The 26,636-nt window shown below is 69.1% G+C and carries 25 protein-coding genes and 1 pseudogene; 14 read left to right on the top strand and 12 right to left on the bottom strand.

Translation table 11 applies throughout. From position 1 onward, the window contains the following. Positions 1-80 precede the first annotated feature (80 nt). The gene (locus AB8O64_RS00410; protein ID WP_370417091.1) at positions 81-686 is read right to left on the bottom strand and encodes a hypothetical protein; all 606 of its coding nucleotides are present in this window, start codon (positions 684-686) and stop codon (positions 81-83) included. Positions 687-1,075: 389 nt separating this feature from the next. Here AB8O64_RS00410 and AB8O64_RS00405 point away from each other — a divergent pair, with 389 nt between their 5' ends. Further along, a complete protein-coding gene (locus tag AB8O64_RS00405; RefSeq protein WP_370417089.1) occupies positions 1,076-1,426 on the top strand; it encodes a hypothetical protein in 351 nt (116 codons plus the stop codon). Positions 1,427-1,450: 24 nt separating this feature from the next. Beyond that, positions 1,451-3,964 carry a M48 family metallopeptidase gene (locus AB8O64_RS00400; protein ID WP_370417087.1) on the top strand — a complete coding sequence of 838 codons (2,514 nt, stop codon included), beginning with the start codon at positions 1,451-1,453 and terminating at the stop codon, positions 3,962-3,964. Positions 3,965-4,143: 179 nt separating this feature from the next. On the opposite strand, the gene AB8O64_RS00395 is transcribed toward AB8O64_RS00400, so the two are convergent. Continuing rightward, positions 4,144-5,394 carry a serine hydrolase domain-containing protein gene (locus AB8O64_RS00395; protein ID WP_370417086.1) on the bottom strand — a complete coding sequence of 417 codons (1,251 nt, stop codon included), beginning with the start codon at positions 5,392-5,394 and terminating at the stop codon, positions 4,144-4,146. A 361-nt stretch (positions 5,395-5,755) separates the two neighbouring features. Between AB8O64_RS00395 and AB8O64_RS00390 the strand changes: the two are divergent. Continuing rightward, positions 5,756-6,035: pseudogene (locus AB8O64_RS00390) on the top strand (MazG-like family protein); the annotation flags it as partial. Positions 6,036-6,053: 18 nt separating this feature from the next. Next, positions 6,054-6,866, top strand: a complete 813-nt coding sequence (locus AB8O64_RS00385; RefSeq protein ID WP_370423751.1) for a trans-aconitate 2-methyltransferase — start codon at positions 6,054-6,056, stop codon at positions 6,864-6,866. A 92-nt stretch (positions 6,867-6,958) separates the two neighbouring features. Here AB8O64_RS00385 and AB8O64_RS00380 read toward each other — a convergent pair whose 3' ends face one another. Both AB8O64_RS00380 and AB8O64_RS00375 read right to left on the bottom strand, forming a co-directional pair. Beyond that, complete coding sequence (locus AB8O64_RS00380; protein ID WP_370417084.1) at positions 6,959-7,834, bottom strand: NAD(P)H-binding protein; 876 nt, start codon at positions 7,832-7,834, stop codon at positions 6,959-6,961. A 199-nt stretch (positions 7,835-8,033) separates the two neighbouring features. Next, the gene (locus tag AB8O64_RS00375; protein WP_370417082.1) at positions 8,034-9,086 is read right to left on the bottom strand and encodes an alpha/beta hydrolase; all 1,053 of its coding nucleotides are present in this window, start codon (positions 9,084-9,086) and stop codon (positions 8,034-8,036) included. A 239-nt stretch (positions 9,087-9,325) separates the two neighbouring features. On the opposite strand from AB8O64_RS00375, the gene AB8O64_RS00370 reads away from it, so the two are divergent. From AB8O64_RS00370 to AB8O64_RS00360, 3 genes are all read left to right on the top strand, one after another. Then, positions 9,326-10,312 (top strand): LLM class flavin-dependent oxidoreductase, encoded by a 987-nt coding sequence (locus AB8O64_RS00370; protein WP_370417080.1) that lies wholly within the window; start codon positions 9,326-9,328, stop codon positions 10,310-10,312. Positions 10,313-10,531: 219 nt separating this feature from the next. Beyond that, on the top strand, positions 10,532-11,956 hold the full coding sequence (gene argG / locus AB8O64_RS00365) for an argininosuccinate synthase (RefSeq protein WP_365208511.1): 1,425 nt from the start codon (positions 10,532-10,534) through the stop codon (positions 11,954-11,956). Positions 11,957-12,234: 278 nt separating this feature from the next. Next, a complete protein-coding gene (locus AB8O64_RS00360; protein WP_370417078.1) occupies positions 12,235-12,990 on the top strand; it encodes a S41 family peptidase in 756 nt (251 codons plus the stop codon). A 9-nt stretch (positions 12,991-12,999) separates the two neighbouring features. On the opposite strand, the gene AB8O64_RS00355 is transcribed toward AB8O64_RS00360, so the two are convergent. Then, positions 13,000-13,764 (bottom strand): NUDIX hydrolase, encoded by a 765-nt coding sequence (locus AB8O64_RS00355; RefSeq protein ID WP_370417077.1) that lies wholly within the window; start codon positions 13,762-13,764, stop codon positions 13,000-13,002. A gap of 189 nt (positions 13,765-13,953) precedes the next feature. On the opposite strand from AB8O64_RS00355, the gene AB8O64_RS00350 reads away from it, so the two are divergent. Next, the gene (locus AB8O64_RS00350; protein WP_370417076.1) at positions 13,954-14,745 is read left to right on the top strand and encodes an SDR family NAD(P)-dependent oxidoreductase; all 792 of its coding nucleotides are present in this window, start codon (positions 13,954-13,956) and stop codon (positions 14,743-14,745) included. Positions 14,746-14,753: 8 nt separating this feature from the next. On the opposite strand, the gene AB8O64_RS00345 is transcribed toward AB8O64_RS00350, so the two are convergent. Then, complete coding sequence (locus AB8O64_RS00345; protein WP_370417074.1) at positions 14,754-15,743, bottom strand: helix-turn-helix domain-containing protein; 990 nt, start codon at positions 15,741-15,743, stop codon at positions 14,754-14,756. A 141-nt stretch (positions 15,744-15,884) separates the two neighbouring features. Here AB8O64_RS00345 and AB8O64_RS00340 point away from each other — a divergent pair, with 141 nt between their 5' ends. Further along, positions 15,885-17,087, top strand: a complete 1,203-nt coding sequence (locus AB8O64_RS00340; protein ID WP_370417072.1) for an MFS transporter — start codon at positions 15,885-15,887, stop codon at positions 17,085-17,087. A gap of 10 nt (positions 17,088-17,097) precedes the next feature. Here AB8O64_RS00340 and AB8O64_RS00335 read toward each other — a convergent pair whose 3' ends face one another. Then, a complete protein-coding gene (locus tag AB8O64_RS00335; RefSeq protein ID WP_370417070.1) occupies positions 17,098-18,678 on the bottom strand; it encodes an MFS transporter in 1,581 nt (526 codons plus the stop codon). Between the two features lie 116 nt (positions 18,679-18,794). Between AB8O64_RS00335 and AB8O64_RS00330 the strand changes: the two genes are divergently transcribed. Next, entirely contained in the window at positions 18,795-19,319 is a 525-nt protein-coding gene (locus AB8O64_RS00330; protein WP_370417069.1) for a MarR family winged helix-turn-helix transcriptional regulator, read from the top strand. A 90-nt stretch (positions 19,320-19,409) separates the two neighbouring features. On the opposite strand, the gene AB8O64_RS00325 is transcribed toward AB8O64_RS00330, so the two are convergent. Further along, positions 19,410-19,628: a hypothetical protein gene (locus AB8O64_RS00325; RefSeq protein ID WP_370417068.1), complete on the bottom strand. Its 219-nt coding sequence runs from the start codon at positions 19,626-19,628 to the stop codon at positions 19,410-19,412. A 302-nt stretch (positions 19,629-19,930) separates the two neighbouring features. On the opposite strand from AB8O64_RS00325, the gene AB8O64_RS00320 reads away from it, so the two are divergent. Beyond that, the gene (locus AB8O64_RS00320) at positions 19,931-21,100 is read left to right on the top strand and encodes a serine hydrolase domain-containing protein (protein WP_370417067.1); all 1,170 of its coding nucleotides are present in this window, start codon (positions 19,931-19,933) and stop codon (positions 21,098-21,100) included. A 96-nt stretch (positions 21,101-21,196) separates the two neighbouring features. Here the strand turns inward: AB8O64_RS00320 and AB8O64_RS00315 are convergent, their stop codons facing one another. After that, positions 21,197-22,144: a zinc metalloprotease gene (locus AB8O64_RS00315; RefSeq protein WP_370417065.1), complete on the bottom strand. Its 948-nt coding sequence runs from the start codon at positions 22,142-22,144 to the stop codon at positions 21,197-21,199. A gap of 159 nt (positions 22,145-22,303) precedes the next feature. On the opposite strand from AB8O64_RS00315, the gene AB8O64_RS00310 reads away from it, so the two are divergent. Beyond that, the gene (locus AB8O64_RS00310) at positions 22,304-22,621 is read left to right on the top strand and encodes a hypothetical protein (protein WP_370417064.1); all 318 of its coding nucleotides are present in this window, start codon (positions 22,304-22,306) and stop codon (positions 22,619-22,621) included. A gap of 53 nt (positions 22,622-22,674) precedes the next feature. On the opposite strand, the gene AB8O64_RS00305 is transcribed toward AB8O64_RS00310, so the two are convergent. After that, positions 22,675-23,442, bottom strand: coding sequence for a hypothetical protein (locus tag AB8O64_RS00305; protein WP_370417063.1), 768 nt, complete (start codon positions 23,440-23,442; stop codon positions 22,675-22,677). 107 nt (positions 23,443-23,549) lie between these two features. Then, positions 23,550-24,050 carry an N-acetyltransferase family protein gene (locus AB8O64_RS00300; RefSeq protein ID WP_370417062.1) on the bottom strand — a complete coding sequence of 167 codons (501 nt, stop codon included), beginning with the start codon at positions 24,048-24,050 and terminating at the stop codon, positions 23,550-23,552. Between the two features lie 344 nt (positions 24,051-24,394). Here AB8O64_RS00300 and AB8O64_RS00295 point away from each other — a divergent pair, with 344 nt between their 5' ends. Next, entirely contained in the window at positions 24,395-25,153 is a 759-nt protein-coding gene (locus AB8O64_RS00295) for a DUF4232 domain-containing protein (protein WP_370417060.1), read from the top strand. Here the strand turns inward: AB8O64_RS00295 and AB8O64_RS00290 are convergent. Beyond that, the gene (locus AB8O64_RS00290; RefSeq protein ID WP_370417059.1) at positions 25,122-25,955 is read right to left on the bottom strand and encodes a class I SAM-dependent methyltransferase; all 834 of its coding nucleotides are present in this window, start codon (positions 25,953-25,955) and stop codon (positions 25,122-25,124) included. The two genes, AB8O64_RS00295 and AB8O64_RS00290, sit on opposite strands and share 32 nt — an antisense overlap. Positions 25,956-26,015: 60 nt before the next feature. Here AB8O64_RS00290 and AB8O64_RS00285 point away from each other — a divergent pair, with 60 nt between their 5' ends. Continuing rightward, positions 26,016-26,594: a TetR/AcrR family transcriptional regulator gene (locus tag AB8O64_RS00285; RefSeq protein WP_370417058.1), complete on the top strand. Its 579-nt coding sequence runs from the start codon at positions 26,016-26,018 to the stop codon at positions 26,592-26,594. Positions 26,595-26,636: the final 42 nt, after the last annotated feature.

Raw genomic sequence — 26,636 nt, 5'->3', positions numbered from 1 at the left:
CGGTTCGTAGGTGCCCCTGCGGGCCCACGTCTTCGAAAGTGTCTGCCTGGAGAGGTAAAGCCTTTGTTTCAAAGATTTGTTCACGGCTGCGACCTCGGGCCTGGCGGCAGCACGGGGGGATGAACCTCCAGGACGACCGCGGTGCCCGCGACGGTGCGGTCCTCGTGCATGGTGATCCGCAGGCCCGGCTGGACGTCCTCCCATTGGGAGGGTGTGAGGGGCACGAGGCGAACCGTGGCCCGCCCGCCGGGCTCCAGATACGGCATGCCCTCCACCCAGAGCCGGGCAATGTTGACCGCCGGTTCACCGGTGGGCGACAGATGTCCGATGTCCCACATGGGCCGGAGAACACCGGGGCCGGAGATCGGCGTCGTGCGTCGTGCCTCGGCGGCAGGACGGAGCGTCAGGTCCGCCCGGATCACGCCGTTGCGGATTTCGGAGCACCGCCAATGGCACCAGGCCGCGCTTCGCTCAAGCCGGAGCTGCTCAGCCGCGTCGGCCAGTTCCTCCCAGAACAGGAGAGGGAGCGGATGACCGTTCCCGAGCTCCTCCAGCAGGCCGAGGGCGACCTCCCACTCGTCGTGGACGAGGTACTCCCAGATGTCTCCCACCGTGATGTCGTTCTCGGTGGCGATCGCTTCCGGAACCAACAGGGAGACCGATTCGAGCAGCTCAGGGACATGCATGTGCTCATTGTCGACCACCTCGTCCGCAGGCTGCGCGTCTCGACTTCACCACCTCTCCTGCGCCCCTCCATGCGCGCAATGCGCCCCCACAGTGCCGCTGTGCGCCCAGAGATGTGAGGCGATCTGTTTCGGTCAGCGGCGCTGCCCTTGATACTGACGTAACGCCATGGGTGGGCACGGACGGGGGAGGAACTGTGGCACGCAAACGAGCACGCGAAGACGCACCCGAACGAGCATTGATCACGAAAATCGCCAGAGACGTGATCGAGGAGATAGCCCCGGAAGAAGTGCCGACCTTCTCGGCGGTGAGCCGGGCATACTTCGCCGATCCACAACGGGCCCTCTCCGGGAGAGGGTCACGGCAGGCGCCGCTGGGGTTCGGATCCGGGATGGTCGAACTCATCTTGACGCCCGTCGTCCTGGCCGCCACAGCCAAGGCCGTCGAGTGCCTGGCCGGCATCCTCTTCGAGCGCACCCCGGGGGAAGGCACCACCGCAGCCCTGCGACGGATCTTCCGCGTCGGGCATCGTTCCCCCGGCACCCCTGTATCTGTACCCGATGATGCCGAGCAGAGCACGTCCCCCGGAGCTGCCGCCGTCGCCTTGCGGCAGGAAGACATCGAACGGCTCAGGGACGTGGTGGAAGCCACCCTCCGCGACTGTGGGACCGCTCCGGAAAGCTCCCGGCTGATAGCCGACGCGATCATAGGTCGGTGCCGGACTCCGCGGCCGACCAGCTAGCGCCGCGGCACCGCGATGACCGCGATGAGGGACGCATTCTCCGGGCGGCGTAGCGGACAGCGTGCATCACCCGGTCTTCCCGGCGGCACGACCAGCCGGCTCGTCCTCCTGATCGCGGCCGTGGGTGCGGGCGGGCTGTATGTGTTCCTTCAGGCATACTTCCTCGTCCCACAGAACGCGGACTTCTTCTTCGGCACGTTCAGCCGGTGTTTCCGGGACCCTCGGATCGGGCTCCCGCAGCAGAGCAGTCATGCCTTCGAGGAAGCGCGGCGCCGGATGGCGACCTGTCAGCAGCCCGCTTTCGTCGACCAGGCGCAATGGGTCGGCATCGGGTTCCTGCTGCTGTGCGGCGTGTCGTTGGCCTGGTACCTTTCGCACCCCTGGTGGGTGACCCGCAGCAGGTGCGAGAAATTCCCGGTACTGCCGAGCCTGCGGTCCCGCTCGCTGTCGCGGTTCCCGTCGAAGGACGACCCCGACGGCCAAGAGATCGCGGAGTACCTCGACGAGCAGTGCCGCACCGCCGGCGTGCACCCCTCGCCCGTCTGGATGCTGGACGCCTTGGCACGTTCGTCCAATGGGCTCGCCTTCGGCCTGCCCTGGCGTCGGCGCGTCATCATCGACGCCCCTTTGGTGAGCCGTTTTCGCTCCGATCGCGAGGTGTTCCGCGCCGTGATCGCGCACGAGCTGGCACACCTGCGCAATCGTGATGTGGACAAGACCTATTTGGCCTTCGGTATCTGGTGGGCCTTCCTGACCGTCGTGGTGATGCCCTTCGGAGTGCTGACCCTGTACAACGCATGGTCCGGCGGGCCGCCCGTGATCCCTCCAGGCGCCGTGCGGTACCTGGTGGACGTTCCGCATGCCGTGGGGCTGATGGCCGCCCTCACCGTGCTCGTCCACCTCATCCGCAACTCGGTGCTGCGGGCTCGCGAGTTGCACGCCGATGCCACGGCTGCGGCGCAGAGCGGGTACGACGGGGCAGCGGCGATCCCCCGGGCGCTGCTTGCCCCTGCCACCGCGGGCCGAGGCCAGGGCTCCGCACGCGCCGCCCTCGGTCGGCTCACACGCCGACTGGGGTACTGGCCGACGCCCGAGAAGCGGCAGCGCGTCCTGCGCGAACCGGCCCTGCTCACCCGCCCCACGGTGTGGGAGCTGCTGGGCGCCGGAGTCGTGGCGGGCGTCTTCACCGCCAGTGCCGATGACCTGGTGGACACGCTGTTCCGCCTGCTCTGGGGCAAACTCAACACCCGCATGGGCGATCTGACGGTCGGCTGTGCCGTCGGCGCCGCACTCACGGGAGTGCTCGCCGCAGCCGTGTGGCGCGCCGTCGCAGTGGCCGACCTGGAACCTCGGCCCCCCAGGTCCGCCTGGCCGGCGCTTCCTGCCGGGCTCGTCGGGGGATACCTCGCCGGAGCCAGCCTCCCTCTGCTCACGGACGGAACCGAGCTGCCCGCCACCACGATCGAGGGGCAGGGCTTCGCGTGGCTGCTGAGGGCGGGGCCGGTGCTGCTGGCCGGGGCCGTGTGTGCCACCGTCTGGCTCGTCTCCGCAGCGCGCGGTCTGCTGCCCCGGGCCCGGGGACGCGGGGCCCTGTACGCGGTGGTGGCCACGTCCGTCGTCTCCTTCGCCCCGTGGTTCGCCGTCTGGTACTCCGTCCGGCGCACCGGCCGGAGCGACGGGTTCCAGCCCGTCCTGGGGGACGCCCCGGACATCGGCTCCTCGATCGGCTGGTACACGGTACTCAGCCGGTGGACAGGCTTCACATGGCAGCCGCTCACCCTGCAAGGGCGGCTCCCGTTCACCCTGGTGGGTCTGATGCTGCTCTGGCTCGTACCGCTCACCTTGCTCCTGGTCCTGGGCAGGGCAAGCGGCACCCACACCGACGTCCGGCCACAGATCAGGACGGCGCTGCTCCTGGGCCTGGCCGGAGGGGCGTCAGTGATCGTCGCGGCCGTGGCGTTGCCGTTTCTCGCGCGGGCCGCACTGCCACCCGCTGTTCTGCACTATCCCGGAACGCGGCAGGACACGGGGTTCCCGGGCGTCTACTGGCACACCTACATCGCCGTCGCCTGCGTCGCCCAGGGCGCTGTGGCCGTGTTGATCTCTGCCACTGTCGGAAGGCACCGGCCCGCACTCGTCCTGGTCGGCACAGCACTGACCGCGCTGGTGGCGGATCTCGGCCGCGCGCTCGCCTTCGCGGTGGTCGGCTGCACCCGCCTCTTCGGCGCAGCCGTCCGCCAGTGTTCCGTGCCGTTCGTCCCGGAGGTCCTCGCGGAGGACCTGCGGACCATCGCCCTGCGCGGTTTGCCGGCCGTAATTCCCGCGACCTTGCTGGGAGTCGGCATACGAGCGCTCACACGGAGCCGGACGGTCACACAGCACGGCACGCACACAGCGGGCGGGCGCCGGAAACCCGTCCGGCCCCGTACGTGGCTCCTGGCTACGGCCCTCGTCGTCCTCGTCGCAGCCGACGTCGCCGCAGTGGCCCTCGCGCTTCCCGGAGACCAGTACGTCTGGGAGACCTGGATCAGAGGCTGACGCCGTCTCCTGGCCCTCACGGCAGGGCGCGGTGACCCGGGGGCGTGGGCACCGCGCCGGGCCGTCCCCGTGTGAGGGTGACGGCCCGGCGGGCGGGGCGAGTCGCCTCCGCGCGTGCGTTCGGCTCTCGGCTCCCGGCCGCCCTGAGCGTTGCGCCCAAGGCCGGCGTGTACCCGTTGTCAGATGCGTGTGTCCTCCACGGCGGGGACGTCGTGGCTGCCGCGCTTCTTCCCGGTGAGTGAGCGCTGCGGCGCGGGGGACGCGGCGGTCCTGCTGCAGAACGCGGGCTCGAGCGTGTTCGTCAGGCTCTGGGTGACGGCACCGTTGTTGGACGCGTTGGCGAAGAGCACGACGGTGCGCTGGCCGTCGGGGGTGGCGAAGCTCTGCGTCTGGTAGCCCTGGACGATTCCGCCGTGGCCGAGGACCTTGCCGCAGGAGAGGGTGATCTCCCGCAGGCCCAGCCCGTAGCTGATCTTTGCCGTGCTGGTGGGGAGCACACTCGCCATCTGCCGCAGTGACTCGTCGGAGACCAGCCCTCCGGAGCCGCCGGCGAGCAGAGCGGTCAAAAAGCGGTCGAGGTCGGAGGCGGAGGAGACGATGCCTCCGGCGCTCCAGATCCAGGACGCGGTCTGCTCGGTCGAGTCGAGCAACGGCTTGCTGCGGTCGTCATTGGTCAAGTAGCCGGTGATGCGCGGGCCGGCGATGCCCTTCTCCGGCACGGTGAACGAGGTCTGCCGCAGCTTCAGCGGCTCGAGGATCTGCTCGCGCAGCAGCTCGGCGTAGGGACGCCCGGTGAGGTGCTCGACGGCCATGCCCATCAGCACATAGCCGGTGTTCGAGTACGAATACGCGCCACCCGGGGTGTACTGCAGGCCGCGCTTGACCGACAGGGCCACGAGGTCCTTGGGCTCGTAGACGTTGTTGCGGATGCGCTTTTCGAAGGCGTCGGTGGTCTCCTCACCACTCTGCTCGAGGAGGCTGTTGGTGTGGTCGTACACCCCGGCGCGGTGTTCCATCGCCTGGCGTGCGGTGAGGAGCCAGCTCTCCGGAAGTGTCCCCTCCGGCAGGTAGTCGCGCAGCGGCTTGTCCAGGTCGATACGGCCCTGTTCGGCGAGGCGCATCACGAGGACGGAGGTGAACATCTTGGTGTTGCTGCCGACTCTGAACCGCCAGTCGGCGTGCATGGGCGTGCCGTCGAGGTCGGCCTTGCCGATGGCCAGCGACCGGTCGAGTCCGTGGTCGCCGTGGTCGCGGATCACCGCGAACGCGCCCGGTGCGCCCGAGTCCAGGACGCGTTGCAGCGCGGCCCGCACCGCGGAAGTGTCCGGCGTGACAGGGGCCTGCTCGGCGGACGCGCTCACCGCGCCGCCGGCCACGAGCACCACAGTGGCCGCGAGCGTGGTCACCGAACGCCTGAGCCTGGTTGTCACCATAAGTACCTCTGTTCCCCGGTCACTTGTCTATAGTCCCGGTTTTGTCGCATGTATGGGACCAAGATCGTATATGGGTTTCGGAGTCCGTTCCCCCTGTGGCGCCTCTCCGACCCACCTCGACGACTCCGGGCCTAACAGACATCGAAGCCTTCCGTCACTCGGGGCACGTCAGCCGAATCCTTGGACCTGACGGCGTTTTTCTCACTACTCTCGACAGAGCCCGGGAGCGCGGTGCGAGTCCGGCCCCTCACGCGGCCGGGAAGGGGCCTGTTCGAGGACGCCTCCTGGGGCTCCCGGCCCGGCACCGGAGCAGCGAAGGATCCTTGTGAGGGAACACGCGTGGGAGTTGGTCCGGCGCCTGACCGAGCGGCTGGACGACCACAGCACGCTGCCGGTCGAGCAGCGGCGCATTCTCCAGATCCTGAAGATCAGCGAGGAGGCCGGCGAAGTCGCCGAGGCGGTGAGGCGCGTTGGGGCAGAACCCGCGCAAGGGGTTCTCCCACACCTGGGACGATGTGCGGGCCGAAGTGTGCGATGTGATCACCACCGGCATGGTCGCCCTCGACCGCCTCACCCCCGATGCCGCCGAGGTGTTCGCCCGGCACCTGGCTCGAATCGCCGAACGCGATCTCGGAGAGAGGCGCCGGCTGGTCCAGGTGTCTGTGCCCGCGCCGTCACCGTGCGCGGGGACCGCTCCCTTCTACCGCCGCTACCGCTCCGGGCCGCCGGCCGAGGTCGGCGCTCTATTGGCCCGCTCGGTCGCCGATGTGGACGAGCCGACCCTGCTGGACCTCGGTTCCGGTACCGGTCAGGTGCCGCTGGCGCTGCACGCGGTGTTCGCGCAGGTCGACATGGTCGAGCCTGATGCCGGCATGGTCGCCGAGGCCGAGCTGCTCCTGCCGTACCTGCAAGGACCGGGGCAGACCGTGCGTCTGCACCCAGTGAAGGCGGAGGACTTCACCCCGCCGTCGGAGGCCTGGCGCGCGGATCTGGTGACGATCTGCAGGGCTTTCCACTGGTTCGGCCAGGACGCTGTTCTGCGGCAGTTGGATGCCTGGACCACCCCGCGGGCCACGGTCGCGGTCATGGGCGACAGAAGCCTGTGGACCCTCGACAACGACTGGACCAAAGCCCTGTGGCTGCTGATCCAGTCGTTCCTGGGGGAGGACCGGCGCGCCGGCCCCGGCGACGTCTTCACACCGCCGGGCCGGCCCTACGCCGACGTCCTTGCCGAATCGGCCTTCAGTGACGTGCGGGAGTACCGGTTCGAGGAACAGCGGGAGTGGACGCCCCGCCAGGTCATCGGCTACCTCTCCTCGACGTCGTTCGCCTCCCGGGCGGTCTTCGGGGACCAGTGGCAGGCGTTCGAGCGGAAGGCGCTGCGGCTACTGAGCGAGCACTGCGATGAAGGGACCGGGCTGCTGACGGAGGACAACACCTTCACCGTCCTTCTCGCCAACCGCCCGTGACCGTGTCTCTCATAGGGATCTGTCGAAGACCTGCTGCCGATCGCTCCCCGGTCGGCCCTGTCCAAGATCTTGATCGACCGTGCCGGTGTTCGTCACCGTTCCAGCAGCGGACGCAGCTGGGCATGAGCCCACCCACTGAGCGGGGTGGGGGTGGTGGTGAGCAGGTCACGGGACTGCTCGGGCACCAGATCGCGCGATCCGGTGGTCATCCCGACGATGCCCTCCACCGCCGATGCGGGCAGCCCGGCCGCGCGCAGCGCGTCCCGCGTCGCGTCGTCGCTGACGGGGTTGAGCCGGACCGTGCGCCCGAGCGCCTCGGTGAGGATCCGCGCGACCTGGCGGAAGGTGAGGTCTTCCGGCCCGTGGACGGCCTGCACCACCCGGCCCTGCCAGGCATCGCTCAGCAGTCGGGCCGCGACCACGTCACCGATGTCGCGCGGATCGACCCACGGCATCGGGTGGTCGGGATCGAACGCCGTGGTCAGGACGCCTTGGGAGAGCCCTTCGAGGTCGAGCAGCAGGTTGGTGAAGAAGTACGCGCACCGCAGATGCAGCACGTCCACTCCGGTGGCATCGAGTTGTTCCTCGATCCCGGCCAGGGCGTCGATGTGCCCGACGCCGTGCCGCTTCTCCGCCCCGACGCTGCTCAGCAGCACCACCCGCCCCACGTCGCGGGCCCGGGCGGCCTCTACCAGCGGCGCCGCGGTCCGCAGCGAGACTTCGATCGGGTCTGCCGTCGCGTGGGGAGTGGGATCGACCCAGAAGACCGTCCGCACCCCCGTCACCGCCTCGCGGACGAACCCCGCGTCCGTCAGGTCACCCCGGCGTACCTCGACTCGCGCGCGGGTCGCCTCGTCCAGGCGGGCCGGGTCCCGTACCAGAACGCGGGGGCGGACGCCGGCCTGGAGCAGCAGCCGGACCACGCGCGATCCCACGTGTCCGGTCGGTGTAGTGACCACGATGGTCATCGAGATATCCCTTTCGTGCACATCACTGGCGTTCCCCGCACTCTAGACTCCGCGTGGCCGCAGTCGCCTCATGAGACGAGCCCATGCCCGCGAATCAGCCATTTCCACCGCGGCCCATGTCCTCGGCCGGAAGCGGAACTTCAGGTGGCGAGACCGGCCGCAGGGCGCGGGGTGAACCCGGTGGACACCCAGGGCCCGCTCACCCGGCAGTTCGGTCTCTCGTGCCGGACTGCGCGAGGAGGCGCTGGAGCCAGCGGGTACGGGCGTTGCGTGCGTCCTGGCTGAGGGTCGCCCGTGGCGCCATGCCGTCGAAGCCGTGGTAGGCGCCGGGCCATACATGCAGTTCGGCCTGGCCGCCGGCCTGCCAGATCGCATTCGCGTAGGCCACGTCCTCGTCCCGGAACATCTCGGCCGACCCCACGTCGATGTAGGCCGGGGGGAGCCCGGAAAGGTCCGTGGCGCGGGAGGGGGCCGCGTAGGGCGGCAGATCCGCGGCACCGTAGCGGTCACCCAGCAGTGCCTTCCACACGGTCGCGTGGGAGATCCGGTCCCACACGCCGACGCCCGACATCTGATGGGTGGAGAAGGTGCTGTCGCGATCGTCGAGCATCGGGCACAGCAGCAGCTGCCCCAGTGGCTCGGGGCCGCCGCGGTCACGGGTCAGCAGGGCGAGGGCCGCGGCGAGACCGCCGCCGGCGCTCTTCCCCCCGATGACGATGCGGTCCGCGTCGATGCCGAGTTCGGCCGCGTGGTCGGTCGCCCACACGAGCCCGGCGTAGCAGTCCTCCAGCGGTCCCGGGTACCGCGTCCGCGGCGCCAACCGGTACTCGACGGAGATGACGGCCATTCCCAGCGGGAGGGCCCACTCGCGAAGAATCCGCGGAAGCACGGACCATGCGTTGCCCATGATCATTGCGCCTCCGTGCATGTAGTACAGCAGAGGCAGCGGCCCGGCGAGCCCGGACGGCCGCGCGCTCACCAGCGTGACATCCGGTCCGCCCGGCGGCCCCGGCACACGGAGCTCCGTCACCTCGAAACGGCCCTCGGCACGCAGATCCTCGGCCGTCGGCCTGGGCCGGGACGCGGCGTCCCGCTCCTGCCGGGCCTCAAGGTTCTCCGGGGTGACCGGCTCCCTCGACTCCTTGCTCAAACCCTCCAGTACGACGCTCAGTTCGGGGTCGAAGGGGGGTACTGCCTTCGGCGCCGGGAAACGGCCGGACTCCGACTCCGACGGCGCGCGGCCGGCACTCACGACCCACCCCCCGGCCGGACAGCGGGATACCGTCCGGCACCCTTGCCGAAACAACTCGGCTGTACACGCGTGCACTCGAGGAATGTTCGCCTGATACCCATACGGCGTAGCCAATCACACCACCGTTTACGGACTTTCGCGGTCGGCGACGCTCGCCGAACCTTTGACCGGGACCCGGACGAACCGCGTGAAGGCGTCGGACCGATCCTGGCCAGCTGCGTGCTCTCTATGCTGACGACATGATCAATACACCTCTTTCCGCCTTGGAAGTCGCGATGGTCCAAACAGGCACCCGAGCCGTGGACACGTTGCGCGACACCGCGGCCTTCGCGCAGGGCCTGGAGCAGCTGGGCTACCACCGGCTCTGGTACGCCGAGCATCACCACTCGCCCGCGATCGGCGCGTTCCCCCCGGTCGTGCTGACCGCGCACGCCGCCGCCTCGACCTCATCCATCCGTATCGGTTCCGGCGGAGTGCTGGCCCCCAACCACGCGCCCATCACGCTGGCGGAGCAGTTCGGAACACTGGCCGCCTTGCATCAGGATCGCATCGACCTGGGGGTCGGCCGTGGCCCTGGAACCTTCGACGAGGCCACCGCCCGGGCGCTGCGCCGCGGAGCCGGACCGGCGACGGATGAGGAGTACCGGAACGACATAGCCGCGATCCTGTCCCTTCTGGTCGACGAGGTCGCACTCGGCCCGCTACCGGAGCCATGGCTGCTGGCATCCAGCACCGCGGGTGCCGCTCTGGCCGCCGAGTTCGGCCTGCCGATCGCCGTCGCACACCACATCCGGCCGGAGAACACCCTCGCGGCCCTGGAGCGTTACCGAGCGAAGTTCACCCCGTCCCGTTGGTGCGAGCGACCTCGGGTACTGGTGTGCGTGGAGGCGCTGTGCGCCGAGACGGAAGTAGAGGCCGTGTGGCGCCTCGGGCCGATGGAGGTCGTCAAAGCGGGGCTGCTCAAGGGCCGGAGTGAGACCCCCTTCCCCACCCCGGAGGCCGCGGCCGCCCACCGCTGCACAGCGGAAGAACGACAGGCGCTGGACGGCTTCCGTGCACAGCAAGCCGTAGGGACACCCGAGACCGTTGTTCACCGGCTCGCACAACTGGCTCGCGAGACCGGAGCGGACGAACTCATGCTGACCACCCCCGTCTACGACCTCCGCGACCGCATTCGCTCGTACGAACTCATCAAGCAGTACATCGAGGCCACGACAACACGGTAGGGACCGGAACGGGGACGGCGGTTCGCCGCACCGTGAACCGCCCGTGCCGACCGCGTTCGATTTCTTCTCGCACGAGTCCGCAGACCGCGGTGCGTGAGGTGTGCATGTTCTTGCGCGGCGATGGAAAAACATGCCACGCTGCGGTACTCGGAATGTTCCCGAGCCGCTCGTACGTGACGAATCAAGGGGCCTCGCGTCCTGCGGGTCTAAGGTGCAAGCATGTCGAAGGTCTTGAGCAAGCTGCCGGTCGGCGAACGGATCGGTATCGCGTTCTCCGGGGGACTGGACACCTCGGTCGCGGTGGCATGGATGCGTGAGCGCGGTGCCTTCCCGTACGCGTACACCGCCGACATCGGCCAGTACGACGAGCCGGATCTCGCGGAGGTGCCGGAGCGCGGCCTCGCCTACGGAGCCGAGCGGGCGCGGCTCATCGACTGCCGTGGCGCGCTGGTCGAGGAGGGCCTGGCCGCGCTGGTGTGCGGCGCCTTCCACATCCGGTCGGCCGCCCAGGCCTACTTCAACACCACTCCGCTCGGACGTGCCGTGGTGGGCACCCTTCTGGTGCGGGCGATGCATGAGGACGACACCTCCATCTGGGGCGACGGGTCCACCTACAAGGGCAACGACATCGAGCGGTTCTACCGCTACGGCCTGCTCGCCAACCCCAATCTGCGCATCTACAAGCCCTGGCTCGACCGGGGGTTCGTGGCGGAACTGGGTGGCCGGCACGAGATGTCCGCCTGGCTCGCGGAGCGCGATCTGCCCTACCGCGACTCCGCGGAGAAGGCGTACTCCACCGACGCGAACATCTGGGGTGCCACGCACGAGGCCAAGCTCCTGGAGTACCTCGACACCTCCCTCGAGACCGTGAAGCCGATCATGGGGGTGGCCTTCTGGGACCCCGAGGTCGACATCGAGACCGAGGACGTCACCGTGGAGTTCGAGCACGGACGGCCCGTACGGATCAACGGGCGTGAGTTCGCCGATGCGGTGGAGCTGGTGCGGGAAGCCAATCGCATCGGCGGCCGCCACGGGCTCGGGATGTCGGACCAGATCGAGAACCGCATCATCGAGGCCAAGAGCCGCGGTGTGTACGAGGCTCCCGGTATGGCGCTGCTGCACGTGTGCTACGAGCGGCTGCTCAACGCCATCCACAACGAGGACACCGTCGCGATGTACCACAACGAGGGGCGTCGGCTCGGGCGGTTGCTGTACGAGGGCCGCTGGTTCGACCCGCAGGCGCTCATGCTCCGCGACAGCCTGCAGCGCTGGGTCGGCTACCCCATCACCGGCAGTGTCACGGTGCGGCTCCGCCGCGGCCAGGACTACTCCGTGATCGACACACAGGGCCCGAACCTCAGCTACCACCCCGAGAAGCTGTCCATGGAGCGCAGCCACGACCCGGCGTTCGTCCCGGACGACCGCATCGGTCAGCTGACCATGCGGAACCTGGACATCGCCGACACACGGAAGATGCTGGAGGAATACGCCAAGCACGGTCAGCTCCGGCCCTGGAGCGGTCTGATCGGCGAGCTCGCCCCGGGCGGTGCGGTGGCCATCGCCGCGGGAAGCGAAGAGGCGGAAGCCGCCGCGGCGGCTTCCGACACGCTCGACCATGCGGCTATCGAGTCGGGGACGGACTGAGAGGCTCGCGCGAGGACCCGGTCTCTCCGGCGGGACAGCGGGCACGACCCAAGACTGTGAGCCGACCGGCCCTCGGCAACTGCCTCCTCTGACGTCACCCGACGATCTGGCTCACAACCGGCCAGCGGCGAGTTGAAAGGGGCCGCCCGGAGCGGGATCGCCCAGCGGAATTCGGTTGCGCTCCCGTCACCAGGCGCGAATGCTCGGCGTCCATGGACGTGAGTACCCGGCGTCACGTCCCGTTCAGGACGGCGACGCCGAGTCGACGAGAGGTACACATGACGGACGTACGGGCTGCGCAGGTGGCAGGACAGAAAGCTTCAGCTCGTGAGTACCTCGTCGGCGTTCTCGACCTGCTGCAGCACAACGCCTTGAACCGGGATCGCGTCGACTGGGAACGGCTGCGCCGGGAGGCATTCGCCCGGACAGCGGAGGCGACCTCGGCAGCGGAGACCCATGAGGTGATCCGGGAAGCCATCGAGGCGCTGGGGGACCCGCATACGTTCTTCCTTTCGCCCGAGGATGCCGTTGAGGCGTGGAGCGAGTCGGCAACGCGCGGCGCGCCCGTGCCCACAGGACACCTCATCGACAGACTGTTCGGGTATGTCGTCATCCCTGAGGCGAGCGGCGCCGAGGAGGCCGATCAGCGATACGTCCAGGCAGGAGTCACGGTCGTGCGGGACCTCGACGCGCACGCCCCGCCCATCGCGATCCTCACCGATGCCAGAACAATGAGCGCCGCGGAAGCAACGCTCATCTCCTTTCTCGGCTTGCCGAACGTGCGCACCTTCGGTGCGCCCACGGCCGGGCTGGCCACTGGTAACGAAGCGATCGACCTCAGCGACGGAGCCGTGTTGGTGCTCACCGCGGTCCGCGAAGCGGACCGTACCGGTCGCCTCTACGGGAACGAGCCGATTGCGCCTCACCAGCCCGTGCCGCCTGGCGAGGACGCACTCGCCGCCGCGACCGACTGGCTTGCTGCGCTTGCCGAACACCGGCCCCCTACGCGTGGGGCGTCGCAGACCCAGCTGTAGTCGAACACGTCAGGAGTCGGTCGGACTGCGAGCTGTCTCGACGTATCGGCGGACGACCGGACAGAGGTAGTCGACCAGAGGCCCAGCGAGTTCCGCCACCTCGGTCTCGGAGTGGATCAGGGCGATCCGGTCCAGTTCCGGATCATGTCCCAGCGCCGTCTCCGAGGACACCAGAGCGGCGAACCGTTGGTGCAGCAGTTCGGCTGGTCGACTCGGAGCGAGGAACACGAAACCGATGTTCCCGTGCTCTCCCCGCGTGATCAGCCACAGTGTCAGGTCCGGGGGCGCGGTGTCGACCCCTGTCTCTTCGAGAAGCTCCCGAGCCGCATGGTGACGGAGCGCGGCGACATCGAGCGGCTGCCCGTGATGCGGCGGCTCCATGGAACCGCCGGGCAGCTGCCAACGGCCAGGAGCGGCCGTCGACGACGACATGCGCCCGACCAGCAAACCTCCGTCATCTGTCACCTGCAGGACGCAAACGAATACAGAGGACACCGGGGGAGCGCCGGGAACCCGGCGCAGGGCGCGATACCGATACGTTGACCTCGCCCAGGAGAGGACCAAGCTGCCTGTCTGCTCCTCCCAACCCAGTCCCGTGCACGTTACCGCCGGCCCGTCGAAGAGACTCGAGTTGGCCTGGACGGCCTCGTCCCAGACGCGGTTCATAGCCAGTTGCTCTTCGGCCGACAGCCGGGGGCCGGCCCCTTCCATGAAGCGGACCCGGTGAGCCTCGAAAAGAGCAACGGGGGAGGATCGCAGCGGTGGTTCGGTCACGGTTCATGCTGGCACACCGGAGAACCGAGCGGGCTGAGGATCGGCAGACGGCCGTGATTCTTGAGACGGCCTGCAGGCTCGCGACCCGTCAGCCGACACGAATCCGCCACGGTGCGGTGACCCTGGACCCGCCCGGCGAAAGTGGCGCAGGCTCTGGCTCGGTGGTGATGACGGTGGGATCATCCCGTCATGGATCTACGCGACGCGAGGGTGTTGGTGACGGGCGCCACCGGCGGGATCGGGCAAGCGCTGGCGGTGGCCCTGGCCGCCCGCGGTGGTGAAGTGGTGCTCACCGGGCGCCGTAGGGACCTGCTCGAGCCGTTGGCCGAGAGGCTGGGCGGCCGGGCCGTCCCCGCCGACCTGGCCGACCGGGACGCGATCGAGGAACTGCTGGAGGCGGCGGGCGAGATCGACGTGCTCGTGGCCAACGCCGCGTTGCCGGCGGCAGGCCTGCTGGCCGACTTCTCCATCGGCGAGATCGACCGCGCGCTCGACGTCAACCTCCGCGCGCCCATCGTGATGGCGAAGCTCGCCGGGGAGCACATGGCCGCCCGCCGCCGCGGTCACCTGGTCTTCGTTTCCTCGCTCTCCGGCAAGGCCGCGTCCGGGCAGGCCTCTCTCTACAACGCCACCAAGTTCGGAATGCGCGGCTTCGCCCTGGCCCTCCGCGAGGACATGCGGCCCCACAACGTCGGCGTCTCGACCGTCTTCCCTGGCTTCATCAGGGACGCGGGCATGTTCGCGGAGTCCGGCGCGACCCTGCCCCGTGGAGTCGGCACCCGTTCGCCGCAGGATGTGGCGCGCGCGACCATACGCGCCATCGAGAAGAATCTCGCCGAGGTGGACGTGGCCCCGCTGAGCCTGCGCCTGGCCGCTCTGTTCGGCAGCGCCGCGCCCAGCGTGTCCGCCGCTGTCCAACGCCGCGCCGGCGGTGACAAGACCACCGAACAGCTCGCCAAGGGGCAACGCCACAAGCGCTGACGCCCTCGTCATGCCGGCTGCCGCCGACCGGTCAGCTGATCGCCGAGAGAGCTGCGGCGATACAGGACCTGCCGTCCGTCGCGTGCCCGGGTGACGAGGCCCGTGGCGTGCAGCACGCGCAGATGCTGGGACACGGCACTTGCGGTGACCCTGAGGCGGCGGGCGATCTCGACCGTGGGCAGCGGCTCGTCGAGGAGGCCGAGCAGTCTCGCTTTGGGGGCACCCAGAAGGGACACGAGAGCGGGAGTGTCAACGAGGGGCGCCTGGCCCCAGAGCGTCGCTACCCCGCGGCTGGGATACGCCAGCATCGGCGGTTCCTCCGGGCTGACCGGGGGCGCGGGCTTGTGAGCGAACACGGACGGTACGAGGAGCAGGCCCCGGCCGGACGACGGGACATGGTGCCGGCCGATCATCTTCTCGATGTGCAGCACGCCGTTGTGCCAGCGCAGATTCGGGTGCATGTCGGCGAACAGCAAGCGGGCGCCTCCCACGGCCAGTTGCCGCGCGCGATAGGTCATGTCGGCCTCCAGCAGTAGTCGCATCTGCGGCCACATCGGCTTGATGGCGGACTCCCAGTACTGCCGCAGGAGTTCGCAGAGGGCATCGCGGAGTCCGACCACGCGCGCGTCGTCGGCAGAGGCGGCATCGAGCAGAGCGCCGGGGAGTGGGTCGGGGGCGTGCGTGGCCAGGAGATCGCGGCGGACGAGATCAGGGGACGTCCGGCGGACGGATGCCAGTTCTTCCTCGAAGGACGGGGCGAAACTCGCGGGTCGTGGGGTCAGGAAGTCGGGAAGGGTACGCCTCACCGACACCAAGGACATCAGCAGGTCGGTGTCGAGCGCTTCAAGTCCGCCGAGAACGGACCTGCGCCACGGGAGGTGCAGCGCGGACAAGCCCGGCTCGCGCAGCACCCGCAGGCTGAGCACCGTCTCGTGCAGCGGTGAGACGGCGAACCGCGTGTCCGCAAGATCCTCGACGCCGAGCTCGTAGCTGATCATTAAGTCATACGCTACATCGATTGGCGGCGACGGACCGGTGCCGTGAACTCCACTCATGAGACATGCGGCTTGCGCACAGTGCGAAGCGATCGTCAACGGAGCGGCACGCGGTATCGGTCACGAGTGGGACGGTGAACCGAGGTGAGCCGCCGATTGGTCCTTATCCTCGCTCTGACCTGCGCCGTCGGCGTGGGCAACATCTATTTCCCACAAGCGATCAGCCCGTTGGTCGCGGCGGGACTGGGCGAGTCACCCGATTCCGCCGCCCTGGTGGTGACCGCGACCCAAGTCGGCTACACAGCCGGGAACTTTCTGCTGGTGCCGCTCGGCGACCGGCTCCCTCACCGCCCGTTCCTCGTCACCTTGCTCGCCCTCACCGGCGTCGGCCTGCTGGCCGCGGGCTGCGCTCCCGCCCTGCCGCCCCTCGTCACCGTCAGCGCACTGATCGGCATCACCACGGTGGCCGCCCAGATCATCGCCCCGCTGGCAGCCGGTCTGGTGGCCCCCGACCGCCGCGGAGCGGTCATGGGCACCTTGCTGAGCGGCTCAATCGGAGGCATGCTGCTGGCTCGCACCTTCAGCGGCACGCTCGGCGAATGGCTGGGATGGCGCGCCCCCTACCTGGTGGCCGCGGTCCTGGTCCTGCTGCTCGCAACCGTCCTGGCGTGCACCCTGCCGGCCGGCACCCCGCCCTCGCGCCAGCCGTACCCGGCACTCCTGGCAGAGCCCTTGCGCCTGCTGTGCACCGAGCCGGACCTGCGCCGCTCCTGCCTCTACCAAGCGATGATCTTCGCCGGCTTCTCGGCCATCTGGACCTGCGCGGCACTTCTCCTCACCGGACCGGCCTACGGTCTGGGCGCCCAAGCGGTGGGCATGCTCGCCCTGGTCGCCGCGGCGACCATGCTCTGCACTCCGTTCGCCGGACGGCTGGTGGACCGCTGGGGGCCCGACCCGGTGAATCTGGTCTGCATGCCGGCAGTCCTCGTATCGGCCGCGGTCCTGACAGCGGGCGCCAGAGGCGGCGTACTGGGGCTGACCGCCCTTGTCCTCGGCACGCTGCTGCTCGACATCGCCATGCAGTCCGGCATGGTCGCCAACCAAGCGCGGGTGTTCGCCCTGCGCCCCGACGCCCGCAGTCGGCTCAACACCGCCTACATGACCTGTGCTTACCTGGGCGGCAGCGGAGGCTCCTGGATCGGGGTACGAGTCTACGGCCAGGCCGGCTGGCGGGGCGTGTGCGCGCTCGTGGCCATCCTCGCCGCCGTCGCCCTGGCCCACCACCTCATGGCGCTGTACGGCCGAAGCGGCCCTGTGCTCCCGAAGCTGCCGCGAAATGACAAGTAGCGCTCGGCAGTCAGAGTGACCCTCGGTCAGGGTGAGCGGACCGGGAGGCCGGGGGCGTCGTCGGCCCGGAGGACGGTGAAGTCGGCGTGGGCATCGTGAGGTGCCGCTTCGTGCCGGAGTTGTCGGCAGCGGCCTCGGGGGTGATGCCGTGCTGCTCCTCCTCGGGGCGGCCCTCCTCGGGCAGCAGGAAGGTGATCGCGAGGAAGGCCGCCAGCAGACACGCCTGGACGATCAGCGCGCGGTGGAAACCGGCGGTGAAGTCACCGGACTTGGCCTGGGTGAAGAACACCGAGCCGAAGATCGCGACGCCGATGGAGCCACCGACCGCCTGGACCGCCGTCAGGACGCCGGAGGCGGATCCGATCTCGTCGTCGTCGACCGCGGCCAGGATGAAGCTGAACAGGGCGGCGATCACCATGCCGGCGCCGATGCCCGCCACCGCCGTGCCGGGAACGATGTCCCAGATGGAGAACGAGGCGGTGTCGAGGCCGTCGAGCTCGAACCACAGCACGGCCGCGCCGGCCAGCTGGACCAGCGGTCCGATCTGCAGCACCTTGCGGCCGATCCTGTCCGCGAGGAACGCGCCGCTGACAGCGCCGCCGATCGCGGTTCCCACCGCGAGCGGCAGGTTGCCGAGTCCCGCTTCGCCCGCGGTGAAGTGCCGGCCGATCTGGAGGAACAGGGTCAGTACGAGCTGGGTGCCGATCAGTCCGCCGAAGAACAGGGCGATGCCGCCGAGCCCGACGGTGAAGGCCGGCTTGCGCAGCAGACCCGGCGTCACCAGCGGTTCACGGCCCGCGGCGGCCGTTCGGCGCTGCCGGCGGGCGAACAGGGCGAAACCGATCACCGAGGCGGCCATGCACAGCCATGTCCACAGCGGCCAGCCGTCCTCCTGCCCCTGGTTCAGCGGCAGCACCAGCAGGGCGCAGGACATCACGACCAGGGCCGCGCCGGCCATGTCGACCCGTACCGTGCGGTCGCCCGCCTTCTTGGGCACGAACGTCGCTGCGACGACCAGCGCCGCGATTCCGATGGGCAGGTTGATCAGGAATACCGACCGCCAGCCCAGGCCGAAGAAGTCGCCCTCGATGAGGAAGCCGCCCAGGACCGGGCCGATGATGCCGCCCAGGCCGAGGACCGGGCCGAAGATCGCGAACACCCGGGTGAGCTCGGGACCGGAGAAGTTCTCCCGCAACAGGCCCAGGCCCTGGGGCAGCAGCATCGCTCCGGCGGTGCCCTGCAGCAGACGGAAGGCGATCAGAGACTCGATGTTCGGCGCGATCGCGCACAGCAGCGAGCTCGTGGTGAAGGCCGCCAGACCGATCAGGAACATCCGGCGCCGCCCGTAGCGGTCTCCGAGCCTGCCGCCCAGGACCAGTCCGGCGCCCAGGGTGAGGGCGTAGCCGCCGATCACCCATTGCAGTCCGACGGAACCGGCGCCCAGAGATTTCTCCAGGTCCGGCCCGGCGACGTTGACGATCGAGGCGTCCAGGAGATCCATGAGCTCCGCGACGATCATCACCGCCAGGATCAGCCACCGCCACCGGTAGGGCTCGGTCGTCTCGTCAGGGGTGGGGGACGGGTCACGCACGCCAGATACCTCCATGGTGAAGTAATTCCATGGTGAAGGTAAAGTGGTGGCGGTAGGTTGTCAAAGCGGGGTGACCGTGTGGACCGCACGGCAGGAGAGAAAGGTGGAGGGGCTGCATGGAGGAAGCGATGCGCGACGACGTCGCGGAGCGGCGTGAGCGGCTGATGGAATCGCTGAGGATCTACGGTGGCCACTACGCCGAGCTCAGTCGGCGCTTCGCCGCCTGGCTGGGCCTGCACTCCACCGACGCGACCGCGGTACTGGAGATCGCCGCCGCCGAGGAGCGCGGCACCCCGCTGTCACCGGCGCGGCTGAGCGAACGGATCTCCCTGTCCACGGGCGCCACCACCGCACTGCTGAACCGTCTCGAAGCGGCAGGGCACATCACCCGCGCCCGCGAACAATCCGACCGGCGCATCGTCACCCTGCGCAGCGGCGGGCACATCCAGGAACGGGCGGACGAGTTCTTCGGCCCGCTCGCCCACCGCCTCGACGCCACCATGTCGCACTACCCGCCCCAACTCCTGGAACAGTTCGAAGCGTTCATGGCCGGCCTGAACACCACCATGGACACCCACCTCACGGAACAGGTCCCGGCGACACCGCGCTCCCCGCACCCCACGGGTGGCCGGACTCCCTGACCGGCGCGGTGCCGACTACGCAGGCGGAGCCCCCCCCGCGGCTACCCGGCTGCCGCAGCGCGGCACGGGACTTCCCTCGGCGTCCGGCCATCAGCGCGTACGCCGCTTGGTGGCCAGCAGCAGGGGGGCCAGGCTGATCCAGAAGGCAATTCTCGCGAGTGTCGGGGTGACCACGGCAAGGACCCCGAGTCCGACCAGCGAACTGCCCGCTGTCTTGAGACCGATCAGCGGCAGGGTGCCTCCGGTGAAGCCGACGACGCTGCACCACAGCCCCAACAGGGCAACGGCACCGGCAGCGGTGTACGCCACGACGAACGGCCACGTAGCTGCTTCCTTGCCCGACACCCGGCCCCCAACTCCGATACGTAGGAGGAAACTACCCCGCCGCGCGGGGGAGCGCCGCATGCGCCCCCTTCCGGTCCGGGCAGCTCGGCGGCCCGCGCGGCTCGGTGGGGGAGTGGCACGGTGGCCGCTGCTCCTTGTCGGCAATGCCCCGGGGGATAGCCCCACCTGGAACGGGTGGGTGGCCTGATCGCCCAGGGCGGTCACATCCGGACATGCTGGGCCCTGTACACCCGCTGGTTTCCCATCGATTCCCAAGGAGTTGGCTCGTGCGTGAGCAGGCATGGCGAAAGTTTCGTTCTTCCGGGCAGCAGCGAGGCGGTTCGCGCAGAGCCGCGTCGGCCGCGGCCGCGGTGGCCGTCGGCGTGATGACGATGAGTGTCCTCGCGCCGCCCGCGGCGTCAGCCGCCGCCAGGCCGGATGCCCTTCAGCAGAGCCTGGACGCGCTGGTGAGCGATGACGGCCTGCCCGCCGCGCTGGCGAGCGTCAAGGGCCGTGACGGCCGCACCCGTACCTACACCGCGGGGGTCGGCGACCTGGCCACCGGCTCGAAGGTGCCCAACGACGGCCAGGTGCGGATCGGCAGCAACACCAAGACGTTCACCGCAGTGGTCGTGCTGCAACTGGTCGGTGAAGGGAAGATCGATCTCGATGCCCCCGTCGACACCTATCTGCCGGGCCTCGTACGCGGGAAGGGCATCGACGGAAGTCGCATCAAGGTCCGTCATCTTCTGCAGCACACCAGCGGACTTCCCAATTACGTCAAGTACCTCGGCGAAGACGTCCAGCGCTACGAACCCCGCGACCTCCTCGACATCGCGCTCCGGCACGAGGCCGTGACCGCCCCCGGGGAGAAGTGGGAGTACAGCAACACCAACTACGTGCTGGCCGGACTGATCATCGAGAAGATCACCCACCGTCCCCTCGCCGAGGAGATGGACCAACGCATCATCAAACGCCTCGGGCTGCGCCACACCTACTTCCCCGCCCCCGGGGACGGGACCATCCGCGAGCCCCATCCCAAGGGTTACTACCAGGATGCACCGGGTGCGCCTCTGCGCGACGCCACGGAACTGGACCCCTCCTGGGGCTGGGCGGCCGGTCAGATGATCTCCACCAACTCCGACCTCAACCGGTTCTTCACCGCGCTCCTGGCGGGCCGCCTCCTCGGCCCCGCGCAACTCGCCCAGATGCGCACCACCGTCCCGGCCGGGCTCCCCTTCCGCTCCGGCGCCGGCTACGGACTGGGGCTCGTGAGTACGCCGCTGTCGTGCGGTGGTGTCTACTGGGGCCACGGCGGGAGCACAACAGGGTACGAGACCCGGGGCGGCGTCACCGACGACGGCCGCGCCGTCAATGTCGCGGTGACCATCCAGCCGAACGACAAGGCAGCCATGCAGAGGGTCGAGAGGGTCGTGGACACGGCCCTGTGCCGCTGAACCGCCGGGCCGGGGCGCGCGAGCGCCCAAGCGCGGGGGGTACGACCCGGCCAGGCAGGAGGGCCGGCCCCCTGCCCGGTCCCGGGCTACCCGCCCTCAGGCACCGTTGAAGGATGACCGGGCACTGTCGAGGGTGGCTTCCATGCGGACCACCTGTCCCTTGGTGAACATGAACATGGCCCGGTCGTCGGTGTAGTCCATGTAGTTGACGAACATGTCGCCGTCCGGGCCGTTGTTGCACGACAGCTTGGGGAAGGTCGGGGCCTGGAAGTTGGGGCCGCCGCAGTTCGGGGTGTCCGCGACGAGGTCGCTGCCGTTGCAGCCGCCGCCGTCGTCGCCCCAGATGTGGAACAGGTTCAGCCAGTGCCCCACCTCGTGGGTCGCCGTGCGCCCGCCGTTGAAGGGGGCGGACGCCGTGCCGGTCGTGCCGAAGAACCGGTGGCCGATGACCACACCGTCCGTCTCGGCGGGGCCGCCCGGGAACTGGGCATAGCCGAGTATCTCGTTGGGGTCGCCGGGGTCGAAGATGCGCGGGCAGACCCACAGGTTGAGGTAGCGGTCGGCGGGCCAGGCGTCGTGACCGCCGCTCGACGAGTGCTTGACGGTGTTGGTCCGTATGTTGAATTTCGCGGCCTGGGTCGGTGTACGGGTGATGCCGTCGGTGGGCTGCCCCTGCGGATCCTGCGTCGCGAGATGGAACTCGATGCGGCTGTCGGCCACGAGCGGCTTCCAGACCGGCGGTACCTGATCGATGTCCGGATTGAGAGCCCGGAAGTCCTGGTTCAGCACCTCGATCTGGCTGTTGACCTGGTTCTCGCCTATGTTCTGTTCGGCGGTGTTGAACACGACGTGCACAACGACCGGGATGCGGGTCACACCGACACGTGCGGTGGCCTCATCACCGGTCTCGTAGGCGAAGGCTTTGTTCTCGATCCGGACCCGGGCCTCGGCGTACGCCGGATTCTCCGCCATCAGCAGATGGTGCACCGGCATGGTGCCGCAGCCTCGGCGGGCAGGAGCGGTGGTCGCATCATTCTCAGGCATATCGCACCTCCAGTTCGGCCGCGGGTCGCGGCTGTGGCCGGGTGAGGCATTACCGTTCTCCGGTGAATGAGCCGTGGTGATACGAATAAATTTAGCCACTAAAAGGCTATCATTTGTTGCAAATCAGGGCAAAACGTGCCTCCGAGGGAAGGTCGGACGATGAGCGAGCTGCCTGCCGAACTGTTCCAGCGGTGGACGCACTCCTATGAGGAGGACACCGAGGGCGTGACCGTCTACCGCCCGGTCGACTACTCCTTCCCACCCGCTCGGGGCCGCAGGGGAATGGAGATCGTCGCGGACGGCACCTACATCGATCACGCCATCGGCGCCGCCGACGTACCCGACGCCATTCCCGGCCGCTGGTCGACGGCGGACGGAAGGTCACTCGTCATCAGCTTCCCGGGGTCGGACCGGCCCGACCGCCGGCTCGAGATCCTGCAGTGCGACAGCGAGCTGCTGAAGGTGCGCAATTCCTGAGACGGCCGCACGATCGGTGCCCCTGCTGCCGAGCGCTTCCGATATCGCCCCCGCTACGGGTTCAGGTGCGCGCGGGCAAGGGCCGTGAGGACGCTGCGAGTCTTGGAGGCCTGAGGCGAGAGGGACTGGAGGTCCATGTCCAGGAGAGCCTGTTCCAGCAGGCCCTGTGCGCCGGAGGCTTCCGCGGGACGCGCCCGGAGCGACAGCTCCAGAAAACGTAGGTCAGAGCCGACGCTCCAGAATTCCGCGGCGAGCGGGTGGATCAAGTCGCGACGGGAGGGCTTCCACTTGATGGCCTGAACCGGGCCGAGGGGCACCAGGCCCTCCAGATCGTCGTCGGTGAACCCGGCGCTCGACAGCAGTTCCCCCTGCTCCCGGGACAGCCGGGGCCGACGCGAGTCCCCGTCATCCCCGTCGTTGGTATCGGCGATGGGATGGTCGAAGTCGCCTTCCACCTTCAGCGAGGCCGCCCAGACGCGGTTGCGGCCGCTCCAGTCCTCCTCGACCTTGAACTCCCAGTCCTTGCCGTCACGATTCGCCCGCCAGTCGGCAGGCAGCTCGTCCGGGACGCACGGCCGCAGTTTCACGGTCAGGTCGTCCGCATCGCCCTTCGCGGCCTTCCGCAGCCGGACAATGACTCCGGCCTCCGAGAGGGGGAGACGGATGTTGTCGCCGTCCGCCCACGGCTTCTCCCAGAAGTAAATCGTGAGGCCCTTGCCGTCATCGGCATCCAGCCCGAGTTGCTGGCGCACGGCTTCGACCGCCTCATCGGACACGGTGGTCTTGACTTCGACATCGGCGTTCTTCAGCGCATCCGCCATGTTCCCTTTATCGCATGGGGGTACCTAGTGCGCATCCTTGCAACGGTCAGGCAGCCGCCGTAGGAAACAGCCGAGCGGAGGGTCGCCGACGGCATGCGTGTCAGCCGCTAAAGAGCGAGCTTGAAACCATCGTGACTGCGCGCGAAGCCCAAACCTCCATAGAAGCGGTGCGCGTCCTCGCGCCGCTTGTTGCTGGTCAGCTGGGCAAGCGCGCAGCCCCGCGTGCGGGCCCGCTCGATCGTGCGCTCCATCAAGATCCGCCCGAGCCCGTCGCCTCGACGGTCCGCACGGATCCGCACCGCCTCGATCAGAGCCCGCTCGGCACCGCCCTTGCCCAGTCCCGGGATGTATGTCACCTGCAGACAGCCAACCACCGTGCCACCATCACCCTGGTCGTCGACGCCTTCCACCAGGACCAGCATTTCGTTACGCGGGTCCGCGTCGATGGCCGCGAAAGCCTGCTCGTACGCCTCATCGACTACGAGCGTCGCCGGGTCCACGACCCTCTCCTCGTCAGCGAGCAGAGCGAGCACCGTGGGCAGGTCGGCACGTGTCGCGGGGCGCAGCGTGAGAGCGGTCACGTGGGCGGGTTCAGAGGCAGCCGGCATGGCACCGACCATAACGTCCCCTCATCTGCTCACTCGCCTGTGACCGGCCTGTTGCCGGAATCGTGGCTTCCATCACGGCCGACATGGTCTGGTCCTGATCGACTCAGTGAATGCGTAACGCCTCCCTCACTTCTCCCCTCGTCGTCCTCGCCGGCGTCCTGCTGCTCACGGCTTGTGGATCACAGAAGGCCGGTTCCCGGAGCGACGGCTCGCCGCAGAGGCAGGGGTCCGACTCCACGGGCCCTCCAGGTAAGTCTTCCTGCGGGGCGAAGAACTCCGACACACCGACCGCGCCCAGCACTTCGGCGCTTTCAGGAAGCCCTTCCGGTCCGGAGAAGGGCGGAGTGAGAATCACCGGCTCGAGCGGTGGTGCCCGAGCCTGCGCCGAGTTCGACGTCACCAACCACGAGACCGAACCCTTCACCTACATGATCACCTTCGATTTCCTGTCGAGCTCGGGAGAGGTGTTGACGAATACGCAGCAGACTGTGCAGTCCGTCAAACCCGGTCGGACCGTGAAACGCAGAGTCGTCATGGGCGAACTCCCCTCGCGTTCCCGCGGTGCGGTACAGGTGCGGATCGCCAAGGTGAGGAGCGTCCCCGCTGACGAGGCACCCTCCGACAAGGGCACTTGCCCGTCCTCGGGAGTGCGCGTGTACGCCGATGACGGCGATGCCGCCATGGGACTCCGCGTCGTGAGCCTTCATTTGGAGAACTGCGGCACTCGAACCCACCGGCTCAACGGCTACCCGCAGATCCAGCTCCTCGACGAGGGTCACAAGCCCGTCAACAGCGTGAAGGTCCTCAAGGGCGGCAGCGCTATCGCCACCGGCACCGGAGCCGATGGCACGCCCCAGCCGCTGGACTTGAAGCCCGGCGAGCGCGCCTACGCCGGCCTGGTCTGGCGCAACACCGTTGCAGCCGGTGTCGGCGATCCCGTGAACGCGCCCTATGTGAGGGTGTGGGAGAAGCCCGGCGCCGACCCCGTGACGGTCATCCCCGAGTTCGATCTGGGCACCACGGGAAAGCTCGGTGTCGGCCCCTGGAAGAAGAACGAAACGAATGGTCCGGTCACCGACGGCGCCTCCGGCGCGTCGCGGTGACCGCCACTGTGGCGTAGGGCATCGTGAATGTGCCGCCCATCGCGTCGATGGCAGCCCCGACGTAGTCCAGCACCTCCGCGAGCTTGTCCGGTGGGAGCCGGGTGAAGGCGCCCTGGGTGGGCATCTGCTCCAGCCACTCATCGCGGGTGTAGGACCGCTCCCAGTCGAATCGCCACTGTTCCGGATCGCTGAACCCGCCCGCCTGCCGCACCCTGTCGGCGACCCGGGTGAGCTGCTTCCGGTACGTCTCCGAGGCCGGCGCCGTCATCGCCGCCCAGTTGAACGGCGCGTCCGGCATCACCCGTTCGCAGACGGCGACGGCGGCTTTCGCCACGTCGGGCGGGAGCTGGGGCACGTGCCAGAACGGTGCCAGCAGGCCTCCGGGCCGCAGCACCTGGCCGGCCTTGGTGGCGCCCGCGACCGGGTCGACCCAGTGCCAGGCCGTCCCGGCGACGACCGCGTCGAATCCCCGCCCCGCAGGGTCCCAGGCCTCGAACGTCGCCACCTCGGCCTCCACCCCGCTCCGCCGGGCCAGTTCGGCCATCCGCGCGTCGGGTTCGACCCCGAGCACCCGGCAGCCGGCCGCCTGGAACTGCCGGGCGGCGATGCCGGTCCCGCAGCCGACGTCGAGGACGTCGGGCCCGGGAATGCCGGCGACGATCCGCCCCACCAGGGCATCCGGGTAGCGGGGCCGGGTCCGGTCGTAGCGTTCGGCGTCCGTGCCGAATGACTCGGCCGTCTCTCGGTGCCGATGGGGCTCGGGCTCGGACGGACGCGCTTCTTCAGACGGTAAAGTGGGCATGTGCCCACTTTAGTGGGCACATGCCCACTCTTCAACGGTGCAGGGGATGAGACGATCACGATGCCGACAGGGACAGCGCTCCGCGATGCGCGTGAGCAATTGTTCGACGCCGCCGAACGGGTTCTGCTCCGGGACGGATCGAGCGCGCTGACCAGCCGGGCGGTCACCACGGAGGCCGGCTGCGCCAAGGGGGTCCTGCACCGGCACTTCGCCGACTTCGACGCCTTCCTCGCCGACCTCGTCATGGACCGCATCGCCCGGATCGACCGCCAGGCCGCCGCCCTGCGCGACTCCGCCGGGACCGGAACCGTCGCCGACAACCTCACCGGCGCGCTGACAAAACTTTTCGGGCCGGTCGCTGTCGCGATCGTCGCTCTCGTCACCTCCCGGGACGGCCTGCGCGCCCGGCTGCGCGAGGCCGGGGTGGCCGGTATCCCGATCGTGACGGAAGCCACGGCCATGATCGCCTCCTACCTCGTGGCCGAGCGCGAACTGGGCCGTATCGCGCCGGACGCCGACATCAATACGCTCGCTCCCACGCTGGTCGGAGCGGGACACCTGATGTTCGCCGACCGGAATGGCACCCCGCCGGAGGCCGAAGCCGTCCGCAAGGTCGTGACCACCGTCATCCGCCCCTGATGACCGGCGCGCTCGCCGGCTGCCGCGGCGCTCTAGCCGGTC

The sequence above is a fragment of the Streptomyces sp. QH1-20 genome (assembly GCF_041283565.1).
GTDB lineage: Bacteria > Actinomycetota > Actinomycetes > Streptomycetales > Streptomycetaceae > Streptomyces > Streptomyces syringius.
The sequence above is the reverse complement of the archived record's forward strand: the minus strand, read 5'-3'. Positions and strand labels throughout refer to the sequence as shown.

What these genes read in the sequence shown, in the direction of transcription:
- AB8O64_RS00410 (WP_370417091.1), bottom strand. Translation starts at nt 686, where the DNA reads ATGCATGTCCCTGAGCTGCTCGAATCGGTCTCCCTGTTGGTTCCGGAA.
- AB8O64_RS00405 (WP_370417089.1), top strand. Translation starts at nt 1,076, where the DNA reads ATGGTCGAACTCATCTTGACGCCCGTCGTCCTGGCCGCCACAGCCAAG.
- AB8O64_RS00400 (WP_370417087.1), top strand. Translation starts at nt 1,451, where the DNA reads ATGAGGGACGCATTCTCCGGGCGGCGTAGCGGACAGCGTGCATCACCC.
- AB8O64_RS00380 (WP_370417084.1), bottom strand. Translation starts at nt 7,834, where the DNA reads ATGACCATCGTGGTCACTACACCGACCGGACACGTGGGATCGCGCGTG.
- AB8O64_RS00370 (WP_370417080.1), top strand. Translation starts at nt 9,326, where the DNA reads ATGATCAATACACCTCTTTCCGCCTTGGAAGTCGCGATGGTCCAAACA.
- argG (WP_365208511.1), top strand. Translation starts at nt 10,532, where the DNA reads ATGTCGAAGGTCTTGAGCAAGCTGCCGGTCGGCGAACGGATCGGTATC.
- AB8O64_RS00360 (WP_370417078.1), top strand. Translation starts at nt 12,235, where the DNA reads ATGACGGACGTACGGGCTGCGCAGGTGGCAGGACAGAAAGCTTCAGCT.
- AB8O64_RS00350 (WP_370417076.1), top strand. Translation starts at nt 13,954, where the DNA reads ATGGATCTACGCGACGCGAGGGTGTTGGTGACGGGCGCCACCGGCGGG.
- AB8O64_RS00345 (WP_370417074.1), bottom strand. Translation starts at nt 15,743, where the DNA reads ATGATCAGCTACGAGCTCGGCGTCGAGGATCTTGCGGACACGCGGTTC.
- AB8O64_RS00330 (WP_370417069.1), top strand. Translation starts at nt 18,795, where the DNA reads ATGGAGGAAGCGATGCGCGACGACGTCGCGGAGCGGCGTGAGCGGCTG.
- AB8O64_RS00315 (WP_370417065.1), bottom strand. Translation starts at nt 22,144, where the DNA reads ATGCCTGAGAATGATGCGACCACCGCTCCTGCCCGCCGAGGCTGCGGC.
- AB8O64_RS00310 (WP_370417064.1), top strand. Translation starts at nt 22,304, where the DNA reads ATGAGCGAGCTGCCTGCCGAACTGTTCCAGCGGTGGACGCACTCCTAT.
- AB8O64_RS00305 (WP_370417063.1), bottom strand. Translation starts at nt 23,442, where the DNA reads ATGGCGGATGCGCTGAAGAACGCCGATGTCGAAGTCAAGACCACCGTG.
- AB8O64_RS00300 (WP_370417062.1), bottom strand. Translation starts at nt 24,050, where the DNA reads ATGCCGGCTGCCTCTGAACCCGCCCACGTGACCGCTCTCACGCTGCGC.
- AB8O64_RS00290 (WP_370417059.1), bottom strand. Translation starts at nt 25,955, where the DNA reads ATGCCCACTTTACCGTCTGAAGAAGCGCGTCCGTCCGAGCCCGAGCCC.
- AB8O64_RS00285 (WP_370417058.1), top strand. Translation starts at nt 26,016, where the DNA reads ATGCCGACAGGGACAGCGCTCCGCGATGCGCGTGAGCAATTGTTCGAC.